At 71.5% G+C, this 10462-nt stretch carries 9 protein-coding genes; 7 read left to right on the top strand and 2 right to left on the bottom strand.

Translation table 11 applies throughout. The annotated features are described in order from the left end of the window. Window positions 1-202: 202 nt before the first annotated feature. Window positions 203-970, bottom strand: a complete 768-nt coding sequence (gene xth / locus V1318_RS14655; RefSeq protein WP_332940447.1) for an exodeoxyribonuclease III — start codon at window positions 968-970, stop codon at window positions 203-205. 64 nt (window positions 971-1034) lie between these two features. Next, complete coding sequence (locus tag V1318_RS14650; protein WP_332940446.1) at window positions 1035-2456, bottom strand: coniferyl aldehyde dehydrogenase; 1422 nt, start codon at window positions 2454-2456, stop codon at window positions 1035-1037. Window positions 2457-2761: 305 nt separating this feature from the next. Here V1318_RS14650 and V1318_RS14645 point away from each other — a divergent pair, with 305 nt between their 5' ends. The 7 genes from V1318_RS14645 to V1318_RS14615 all read left to right on the top strand — a co-directional run bounded on the left by V1318_RS14645 (window position 2762) and on the right by V1318_RS14615 (window position 10368). Beyond that, entirely contained in the window at window positions 2762-3307 is a 546-nt protein-coding gene (locus V1318_RS14645; RefSeq protein WP_332940445.1) for a gamma carbonic anhydrase family protein, read from the top strand. Window positions 3308-3437: 130 nt separating this feature from the next. After that, a complete protein-coding gene (locus tag V1318_RS14640) occupies window positions 3438-4118 on the top strand; it encodes an RDD family protein (RefSeq protein ID WP_332940444.1) in 681 nt (226 codons plus the stop codon). Then, window positions 4115-5152 (top strand): stage II sporulation protein M, encoded by a 1038-nt coding sequence (locus V1318_RS14635; RefSeq protein ID WP_332940443.1) that lies wholly within the window; start codon window positions 4115-4117, stop codon window positions 5150-5152. The genes V1318_RS14640 and V1318_RS14635 overlap by 4 nt, the downstream gene beginning before the upstream one ends. Further along, a complete protein-coding gene (locus V1318_RS14630; RefSeq protein ID WP_332940442.1) occupies window positions 5149-6891 on the top strand; it encodes a DUF4129 domain-containing protein in 1743 nt (580 codons plus the stop codon). Before V1318_RS14635 ends, V1318_RS14630 begins: the two co-directional genes overlap by 4 nt. Continuing rightward, complete coding sequence (locus V1318_RS14625; protein WP_332940441.1) at window positions 6888-8036, top strand: DUF4350 domain-containing protein; 1149 nt, start codon at window positions 6888-6890, stop codon at window positions 8034-8036. Before V1318_RS14630 ends, V1318_RS14625 begins: the two co-directional genes overlap by 4 nt. Beyond that, on the top strand, window positions 8033-9022 hold the full coding sequence (locus tag V1318_RS14620; RefSeq protein WP_332940440.1) for a MoxR family ATPase: 990 nt from the start codon (window positions 8033-8035) through the stop codon (window positions 9020-9022). The genes V1318_RS14625 and V1318_RS14620 overlap by 4 nt, the downstream gene beginning before the upstream one ends. Continuing rightward, window positions 9019-10368 (top strand): DUF58 domain-containing protein, encoded by a 1350-nt coding sequence (locus V1318_RS14615; RefSeq protein WP_332940439.1) that lies wholly within the window; start codon window positions 9019-9021, stop codon window positions 10366-10368. Before V1318_RS14620 ends, V1318_RS14615 begins: the two co-directional genes overlap by 4 nt. Window positions 10369-10462 lie beyond the last annotated feature (94 nt).

Here is a 10462-nt window from a genome sequence, read left to right as displayed (position 1 = left end):
GGATTTTTCGAATGGACATCCTTGTCCATTCGAAAAACGGCGCGCGTCCTGCGCGCCGCCCTTCGGGTCTACGACTGATCGGTGAGTGCGGGGCTATGGATTCCAATGCCGGGGCAACAGCAACAGCAACAGCACGGCAACGGCAATAGCAGCAACGGCAACGGGCGCAGCGCTTCGAAGCGCTGTTGCCCTGCGAATGGGCTCAGCCCAGCTCGACCCAAGCGGGGGCGTGGTCGCTGGGGCGGTCCCAGGTGCGCGGTTCGCGGTCGATGCCGGCGCCGATGCAGCGTGCGCGCAGGGCGTCGGAGACCAGGGCCAGGTCGATGCGCAGGCCGAGGTTGCGGCGGAACGCGGCCTGGCGGTAGTCCCACCAGCTGAACTCGCCGGCGGCGTCGTTGTGCATGCGGTAGCTGTCGTGCAGGCCCAGCGCGTGCAGGCGGCGCAGCGCGTCGCGTTCGGCGGTGGAGGTCAGGATGTGCGCCTCGTTCCACACCACCGGGTCGTAGACGTCGCGTTCGTCGGGCGCGATATTGAAATCGCCCAGTACCACCAGCTGCGGGTGCGCGCGCAGTTCCTCGGCCAGCCAGGCGTGGACGGCGTCCAGCCAGCGCAGCTTGTAGGCGTACTTGTCGGTGCCCACGTCCTGGCCGTTGACCACGTACAGGTTGACGATGCGCACGCCGCCGACGGTGGCGGCGATCACGCGCTTTTGCTCGTCGTCCAGGCCGGGCACGCCGATCTGCACGTCCTGCGCGGTCTCGCGCGAGAGGATGGCGACGCCGTTGTAGGTCTTCTGGCCGGAGAACACGCTGCGGTAACCCAGCGCGGCCAGGGCGTCGTCGGGGAAGCGGTGGTCCTCCAGCTTGGTTTCCTGCAGCGCCACCACGTCCGGCATGCGCAGGCCCAGCCAGGTTTCCAGGTGCGGCATGCGCACGTTGAGCGAGTTGACGTTCCAGCTGACGATTTTCATGGTCGCGAGTGTAACCACGGCCGCCGCGTTTTGGCCTGTGCCGGGCTTGCGCGCCGGCGCGGCCTCACTTGGCCAGGAAGCGGATCAGGCGGTCGATCTTTCCCCGGTACGGCGGTTTCAGCCAGTCGCTGGCGGCCATGCGGCGCTGGCGGAACACCGGCAGCAGTTTGCTGAAGGTGTCGAAGCCGTTGCGGCCGTGGATGGCGCCGATGCCGCTGGGGCCGATGCCGCCGAAGGGCAGGTCGTGGGCGCCGAAGTGCAGCAGGGTGTCGTTGACGGTGACGCCGCCGGCCAGGGTCTGGCCGAGGATGCGCTCGACCTGGGCGCGGTCGTAGCCGAAGGGGTACAGCGCCAGCGGGCGGTCCAGCGCGTTGATGCGCGCGATCGCTTCGTCCAGATCGCGGTAGGACAGCACCGGCAGGATCGGGCCGAAGATCTCGTGCTGCATGACCTGGGCGTCGGCGCCGGGCTCGATCACCAGGGTCGGCGGGAAGATCCGTTCGCGCGCGGCGGTGTCCGGGTCCAGCGCGAAGGGCTCGATCACCTGCAGGCCGCGCGCGCGGGCGTCGTCGACGTAGCCGCGCAGGCGCGCGTACTGACTGTCGTTGATGATGCGGGTGTAGTCCTGCGGCGCGTCCAGCCGGCCGTAGCGCGCGCGCAGTTCGGCCTGCAGCGCGGCCACCAGGGCGTCGCGGCGGGCCGCGTCGACCAGCACGTAGTCGACGCCGATGCAGGTCTGGCCGGCGTTGAACCACTTGCCGCTGGCGATGCGCGCGGCCGCCAGTTCGATCGGGAAATCGTCGCAGACCACCGCCGGGGCCTTGCCGCCCAGCTCCAGGGTGACCGGGGTGAGATTGGGTGCGGCCGCGGCCATCACCTTGCGCCCGACCGCGGTGGAGCCGGTGAACAGCAGATGGTCGAAGGGCAGGGCCGAGAACGCCGCGCCGACCTCGGCGCCGCCCATCGCCACCGCGACGCGGTCGGCCGGGAACACTTCGGCCAGCAGTTCGCGCAGAAAGGCGCTGGTGCGCGGGGTGTGTTCGGACGGCTTCAGATAGACGTGGTTGCCGGCGGCGATCGCCGACACCAGCGGCACCAGGGCCAGGTTCACCGGGTAGTTCCACGGCGACAGGATGCCGACCACGCCGACCGGCTCGGGCCGGATCTCGGCGCGCGCGGGCCAGAAGCGCCAGCCCACCGCGGCGCGGCGCGGGCGCATCCAGCGGCGCAAATGGCCGATCGCGTGGTCGATCTCGGCCAGGGTGATCATGGCCTCGGACAGCAGGTTCTCGTGGCTGGAGCGGTGGCCGAAGTCGGCCTGGATCGCCGCGTCCATGTCCGCCACCCGGGCCCGGAACGCGTCGCGCAGGCGCAGCAGGTCGGCGCGGCGCTGGGCGTAGTCGGGTTTGCGCGCGTGCCAGGCCGAGCGCAGGCGCTCGCGGGTGGCGGCCAGTTCGCTGGGGGTGGTGTCGGCGGTGATGTCCATACGCCGCAGTGTAGTCGCGCCGGGGCCGCAAGGGAGCGCCGGCGGTGGGGCGGAACAGGCCAGGCGTGGGGGGCGGCGCGGCCGTCCTGAGGTTCGGCCCGCCCGGCCGTCGCGGACCGGGCGGGGGCGCGAATGCAGGGATGGACATGCTTCGGGCGCGCCGCCATATGCGAAGACCGTCGTCGCGCTGGTGCGGACGCATGCATGCGCGCGCAGGCGCGGCCGCGCGAGCGCATGCGTTGCAGCGAGGACGCTTGCGCCCAGCCGTGCGCACCGTGTCGGCGGCCGCGGCTTACAATCGGCGCATGAGCCTGCGTCCCTATCTTGAGCATTACCCCGACCTCGGCGAACGCGTCTACGTCGATCCCGCCGCCAGCGTCATCGGCCAGGTCGCCCTGGGCGACGATGTTTCGATCTGGCCCGGCTGCGTGGTCCGCGGCGACGTCAACTTCATCCGCATCGGCGCGCGCACCAACATCCAGGACGGCACCATCGTCCACGTCACCCACGAAGGCCCGTTCACGCGTCCGGGCGGCCTGCCGACCCTGATCGCCAACGACGTCACCATCGGCCATGGCGCGATCGTGCATGCCTGCCGGATCGAGGAGTTCGCCCTGATCGGCATGGGCGCCAAGATCCTCGACGGCGCGACCGTGCAGCGTTTCGGCTTCGTCGGCGCCGGCGCGGTGATCGCGCCCGGCAAGACGGTCGGCGAGGCCGAGCTGTGGCTGGGCAATCCGGCACGCTTCGTGCGCAAGTTGAGTGAGCGCGAGATCGAGCAACTGCAATACAGCGCCCAGCACTATGTGCGTTTGAAGGATCGTTACCTGGGCATGGCGGGCGCGGACTAGGCATGGCCTTGGGCCGCGTTTACAGTCGCCACAGGGGAGAAGCCGGAAACCGCATGGACGAGTTGCACCGAACACAGGCCGCGCGCCACCGGACGCGGCCGCCGCCGCCCGCAGGCGCCGCGCCGCTGTGATGCTGGATACCTACCGCGAAGTGGTGACGCCCGAAGGCGTCGCGCTGCGTCTGCCCGCGGCCGGGCCCGTGCCGCGTGCGCTGGCCTGGACCATCGATTTCTGCATCCGCCTGGCCCTGCTGTTCGTCGGGGCGATGGCCTTCGGCCTGCTCGGCACCGGCGGCATGGGCTTCTATCTGGTCCTGATGTTCCTGCTGCTGTGGTTCTATCACGTCGCGTTCGAGGCGATGTGGGACGGACGCACGCCGGGCAAGCGCGCGCTGGGCCTGCGGGTGGTCGCCGAGAACGGCGCGCCGGTGGGCTGGATGCAATCGTTCGTGCGCAACCTGTTGCGAGTGGTCGACATGCTGCCGTTCGGTTACGCCTTCGGCCTGATCGCCAGCTACGCCGATCCCTACGGCCGGCGCCTGGGCGACATGGTCGCCGGCACCCTGGTCGTGCACGAGCCGCGCCGGCACGAAGCGGCCGCCGCGCCGGTCGGCAACGCGAGCGCGCCGGCGGTGCCGCTGCTGCCCTACGAGCAGGCGGCGATGGTCGCCTTCGCCGAACGCGCGCCGCGCCTGGCGGCGGCGCGCCAGATCGAACTGGCCGACCTGGTGCAGCCCTTGACCGGCGCGCGCGGCGAGCCCGCGGTCGCGCGCGTGTACGGCATCGCCAACTGGCTGCTGGGGCGCCGATGACCCAGGTCGCCGCGGTCAAGCAGGAACGTTTCGTCGAACGCCACCAGGCCGAATGGACGCAGCTGGAAGCGTGGCTGGACGCGCGCGGCGACAGCGCCAAGCGTGCGCGTGCCGACCGCCGCAGCTGGCAGGGCCTGCCCGATTACGAAGTGCCCGCGCGTTACCGCCGCCTGTGCCAGCAGCTCGCGCTGGCGCGCCGGCGCGGTTACAGCGCCGCCGTCACCGATCGTCTGCAGGACCTGATGCAGCGCGGCCATGGCCTGCTCTACCGCGCGCCGCGTCCGCGTTGGCGGCGCGCGCTGGAGTTCCTCTTCGCCGGCTTTCCGCGCCTGGTGCGCGCCGAGCGCGGTTGCATGGCCGCGGCCGCGGCGCTGTTCTGGCTGCCGATGATCACGATGTTCGTCGCGATCCAGCTCCATCCCGATCTGGCCAGCGCGCTGTTCCCGCCGGAGCAGCTGGCCGAGTTCGAGCACATGTACGACCCCAACAGCCCGCTGCAGAAGCTCGGCCGCGGCGCCGAGACCGATCTGGCGATGTTCGGCTACTACATCCTCAACAACGTCAGCATCGGCTTCCGCACCTTCGCCAGCGGCTTCCTGTTCGGGCTGGGTTCGATCGCGGTGCTGATCAGCAACGGCGTGGTCATCGGCGGCGTCGCCGGGCACCTGCAGGCGGTCGGCCACGGCGATCCGTTCTGGCGTTTCGTGGCCGGGCACTCGGCGCCGGAACTCAACGCGATCTGGATCGCCGGCGGCGCCGGCCTGCGCCTGGGCCTGAACCTGGTCGCGCCGGGCCAGCGCCGGCGTATCGACGCCCTGATCGAAGGCGGCCGGCGCGGCGCCAAGATCTGCGTCGGCGTGTTCGCGATGCTGGTGTTCGCCGCGTTCGTGGAAGCGTTCTGGTCCTCGATCGCGAGCATTCCGGCGTTGGTGAAGTACGGCGTCGGCGCGGCCTTGTGGCTGCTGGTCGGTGGCTGGTTGTGGTTCGGCGGGCGCAACCCGGACTTCGCGGTCGAGGACCGGGTCGAGTCATGAAGATCGAATCGCTCACCGTCGCGTTGCGTCCGCGCACGGCCTGGGAGGCGGTCGAGCTCGGCACCGCCCTGACGCGCCGCCACGCCGCCGCGATCTGGAAGCCCTACCTGCTGCTCACCCTACCGCTGTTCGCCGCGCTCAACGCCGCGGCCTGGGCGCTGGACAAGCTGTGGCTGGCCACCTTGCTGATGTGGTGGCTCAAGCCGGTGTTCGACCGGGTGCCGCTGTACGTGCTGTCGCGGGCGGTGTTCGGCGACGTGCCCGGCACCCGCCAGACCCTGCGCGCGCAGCTGGCCTGGGGCGCGCGCTGGGCCTTGCCCTACCTGACCTGGCGCCGGCTCAGTCCGGCGCGTTCGCTGTACCTGCCGGTGGACCTGCTCGAGGGCGGGCGCGGCGCCGAAGCGCGCCAGCGCCGCAGCGCGCTGGGCGCGCCGGTGTACGGCGTGGCCGCGCTGCTGACTCTGGTCTGCTTCCATTTCGAGGGCGCGCTGTACCTGGGCATCGCCGCGGGCACGGCAATCTTCATTCCCAGCGAATACCTGTCCGATTCCGCCCAGAGCCTGTGGCAGGCGCTGCTGGCGGACGCGACCTGGGTGCAGTTGGCGGGCAACGTGCTGGCCTGGGCCGCGACCTGCGTGATCGAGCCGTTCTACGTCGGCGCCGGCTTCGGCCTGTACCTCAACCGCCGCACCGAGATCGAGGCCTGGGACATCGAGATCGTGTTCCGGCGCCTGCGCGCGCGCCTGAGCGCGGCCAGCGCGCCGCTGCTGCTGGCGCTGTGCTTCGGCCTGGGCCTGCTGCCGGACGCGTCGGCACGCGAGCCCGTGCCCAAGGCCGCGATGTCCGCGCCGCCGGCCGAGGCGGGCATGGCGGGCGAGGATGCCGCGAGCGACGAGGATGCGGGCGACGGGGACGCGACGGACGCCTCGGCCGAGGGTTTCGCCGAAGACGAAGACGCGCCGCCGCCGTTCGGCGCGCCGCTGCGCGATCCGGTGCGGCCGGACGACGTCGAAGCGTCCGAAGGCGACGAAAAGGCGCTGGAAAAGGCCGTCGCCGCCAAGGAAGCGCAGCTGCCGCCGACCCTGGACGAAGTCTTCGGCGACGCCCGCGCCGACGATGCCGGTCTGCGCAAGGCGGTCGCCCAGGCCTACCAGGACCCGACCGTGGCGCCCAAGCGCAAGGTCACCAACTGGAAGCCGCGCAACCCCCGCAAACCCTCCGACACCAAGGCGCCGGCGGCGCTGGAAGGCCTGGGCGTGGTCCTGGCCCTGATCGGCAAGTACGGCCTGTGGCTGCTGATCGGCACCCTGGCGCTGCTGATCCTGGTGACCGCGCCGCGCTGGTTGCGCTGGCTGCGCGACAGCGCGCGCGCCGAGGGCCGCGAGCCGACGCCGGTCCACACCAGCGTCGTGGTCGAGCCCGAACCGCTGCCCGACGACATTCCCAGCGCCGCGCGCCGCCTGTGGCAGGCCGGCCGCCAACGCGACGCCCTGGCCCTGCTGTATCGCGCCAGCGTCGAGGCCATGGTCGCGCGCGCCCAGGTCGTGCTGGTGCCCGGCGCGACCGAAGCCGAATGCCTGCGCGCCTCGCGCAAGATGCCGCTGGCCGAAGACCGCGAGGTCTTCGCCAACGCCGTGCGCACCTGGCAATACGCCGCCTACGCCCAGCGCCTGCCCGCGCTCGACGAGTTCGACGCCCTGCTGCGCACGCTCAGCCAACGCTTCGGGTGGGCCGCATGAACCTGCGCACCGCATTGGCGACCGCCCTGGTGGTCCTGCTGCTGGCGGGACTGGGCTATTGGTGGTGGCGCAGCCACGAGCGGGTCGAGGAATGGATCGACCTGCCGCGCAGCGGCGAGGCCGCGAGCAACCCGCTCTACGTGCTCAAGCTGGCCTTGAAGAAGGACGGCGTGAAGGCGGTCGCGCGCCAGCGCCTGCAGCCCGACACCCATCCCCTGGGCGCGCGCGACACCGTGCTGCTGTTGCGCGATCCGCGCCAGCTGTCGGCGTCGGAGGCCAAGACCCTGCTGGCCTGGGTCCACGGCGGCGGTCACCTGATCGTGCGCACGCCGCCGCCGGGCGAGCTCAGCGCGGCCATGCGGATTCCGCTGCTGACCGAGCTGGGGGTGAAGTTCTTCCCGCAGCGCGAGACCGACTGCGTGGCCATGTACGTCGAGCGCGAGGATTCGCACGTAGAGTTCTGCCAGGGCCGCCGTTTCCTGCTGATGGAGCGCGCGCCGGTGCCGCTGCGCGCCTGGGGCGCGGACGACACCGGCTACGTGTTCGCGCGCCTGCCGCAGGGGCGCGGCAGCGTCGACGTGATCGCCGACCTCGACTTCGCGATCAATGCCGTCGGCAAGGAACGCGCCGAGGCGATCAAGGACGCGCCGCACATCGCGTTGCTGCGGCAGCTGCTGGCGCCGAACTACCGCGCCGGCACCGTGCACCTGATCTATGCGGCCGACATGCCGTCGCTGTGGATGACTCTGCTGACCCGCAGCTGGATGGCCTGGGGCCCGATGCTGCTGGCCCTGCTGCTGTGGCTGTGGCGGCGCGCCCAGCGTTTCGGCCCGCAGCTGCCGTCGCCGGCCAGCGAGCGCCGTTCGCTGCTCGAGCACGTGGTGGCCAGCGGCGAACACGCCTACCGCTACGGCTACGGTCACCTGCTGCACGCGGCCGTGCGCAGCGCCTTCCTGCTGCGTCTGCGTCGCCGCGATCCGCAGGCCGCCGCGCTCGACGGCGAGCCGCAGGCGGCGCTGTTGGCCGAACGTTTCAAGCTGGCGCCCGCGGAAATCCGCGAAGCGCTGGCCACGCCGGTCGCGCGCGATCACGCCGCGTTCCGTTCCCGCATCGCCACCTTGATCCGACTGAGAAACTCGCTATGACCACGCCCGCGAACGTGCCCGCACCGATCACCGGTACCGAACTGGCGCAACGCGCCGCCGCCGTGCGCGACGAGGTCAGCAAGGCCTTCATCGGCCAGGCCGAAGCGCTGGACCAGATCCTGATCGCCTTGCTCGCCGGCGGCCACGCCCTGATCGAGGGCGTGCCCGGCCTGGGCAAGACCCTGCTGGTGCGGGCGCTGTCCAAGGCCCTGGACTGCGGCTACGCGCGCGTCCAGTTCACCCCCGACCTGATGCCCAGCGACATCAGCGGCCACGCGGTCTACGACCCCAAGACCGAGAGCTTCAACATCCGCCGCGGGCCGGTGTTCACCAATCTGCTGCTGGCCGACGAAATCAACCGCGCCCCGGCCAAGACCCAGTCGGCGCTGCTGGAAGCGATGCAGGAACTGCAGGTCACCATCGAAGGTCACAGCTTCGAATTGGCGCCGCCGTTCCTGACCCTGGCCACCCAGAACCCGGTCGAGCAGGAAGGCACCTATCCGCTGCCGGAAGCGCAGCTCGATCGTTTCCTGCTCAAGGTGCTGATCGGCTACCCCAGCCGCGCCGACGAGAAGCGCATGGTGACCGCGGTCAGCCAGGGCCGCAGCGCCTCGGACTTCGACCTCTCGCAGGTGCAGCGCGTGCTCGGTCCGGAAGAGATCGTGGCCATGCAGCACGGCACCGCCCTGATCACGGTCGACGACGCGGTGATCGACTACGCCGTGCGCATCGCCGCGGCCACCCGCGAATGGGCCGGCATCGCCCTGGGCGCCGGCCCGCGCGGCAGCCTGGCGCTGGTGCGCGCGGCGCGCGCGCAGGCGGTGCTGTCGGGCCGCGATTTCGTCACCCCCGACGACGTGCGCGAGATCGCCAAGCCGGCCCTGCGCCACCGCATCGCGCTGGCGCCGGAAATGCAGATCGAAGGTCAGTCGCCCGACGACGTGTTGCACGCCCTGCTGGCCAAGGTCGAAGCGCCGCGGCAATGAGCGCCGTCGCCGCAGCGGTCCCCGCCACGCCCGCGCGCAGCCTGCCGCGGCCGGCGCCGGCCTTGCTGGCGCTGCTGGTGCTGTGGGGCGGGTTCGGCCTGGCCGCGAGCATCGGCTGGGTGCCGGCGCGCGCCTGGTGGATCGCCGGCGCGGCGGTGGCCGCGATCGCCGTGTTCGATGCCTGGCGGGTCCATCTGGCGGCGACGCCGCGGGTGCAACGGCGCATGCCCGACACCTGGCCGATCGGCCTGGAGCGCGAAGTCACCCTGACCCTGGACGCCGATGCGCGTCGCCAACCCCTGGACGTGTTCGACCTGCACCCGGGCGGCTGGTCGATGCAGGGCCTGCCGCGCCGCCTGACCCTACGCCGCGGCGAAAGCAGCAGCGTCGACTACCGCCTGCGCGCCAACGCGCGCGGCGACTTCGCCTTCGACGGCGTGCAGCTGCGCCTGCATTCGCCGTGGCGGTTGTGGTGGCAGTCGCGCGTGGCCGGCGCGGCCCAGCCGGTGCGCGTGTTCCCCAATTTCGCGCCGCTGGCCAAGTTCGCCATGTTCAGCGCCGAACAGGCCTCGCGCCTGGTCGGCGCGCACCTCAAGCGCCGCCGCGGCGAAGGCACCGACTTCCACCAGATGCGCGAGTACCGCATCGGCGACAGCCTGCGCCAGATCGACTGGAAGGCGACCGCGCGCGCGCGCCGCCTGATCTCGCGCGAGTACCAGGACGAACGCAACCAGCAACTGGTGCTGATGCTGGACACCGGCCGGCGCCTGCTCGCGCGCGACGGCGAACTCTCGCATTTCGACCACGTGCTCGACGCCGCGCTGGTGGTGGCCTATCTGGCGCTGCGCCAGGGCGACGCGGTCGGCCTGCTGGCCAGCGGCGGCGCTTCGGCCTGGGTGCCGCCGCGCCGCGGCGTGGGCGCGATCGACAGCCTGCTGCGCGCGAGCTACGCCCTGCAGCCGCAGCCGGTCGCCACCGACTTCCTCGCCGCCGCCACCGAACTGTCGCTGCGCCAGCGCCGGCGTTCGCTGGTGATGCTGGTCACCAACCTGCGCGACGAGGACATGGACGACGTGCTGGCGGCGGTGCAGATGCTGCGCAAGCGCCATCTGGTCTGCGTCGCCTCGCTGCGCGAGGACTCGCTCGACACCGCCCTGGCGCAGGACGTCCACGACCTGCGCGACGCGATCCGCGCCGGCGCCACCGCGCAATACCTGGAACAGCGCAGCGCCGCCCACGACGCCCTGCGCAATCACGGCGTGATGGTGCTGGACGTGTCCTGCGACCAGCTCGCCGCTTCGTTGGTGGAGAAGTATCTGGCGGTGAAACGCGACGGTTTGTTGTAAGCGTTTCGCGGTGCCCGTTGTCCTGGCTGGGAGCGGCCTTCGCGCCGCTTGCCCCTGTGGGAGCGACGTGAGTCGCGATCGGTAGTCGGCGGGT

It is taken from the genome of Lysobacter sp. CCNWLW3, from assembly GCF_036697405.1.
In the GTDB taxonomy this organism is placed as follows: domain Bacteria; phylum Pseudomonadota; class Gammaproteobacteria; order Xanthomonadales; family Xanthomonadaceae; genus Lysobacter.
The sequence above is the reverse complement of the archived record's forward strand: the minus strand, read 5'-3'. Positions and strand labels throughout refer to the sequence as shown.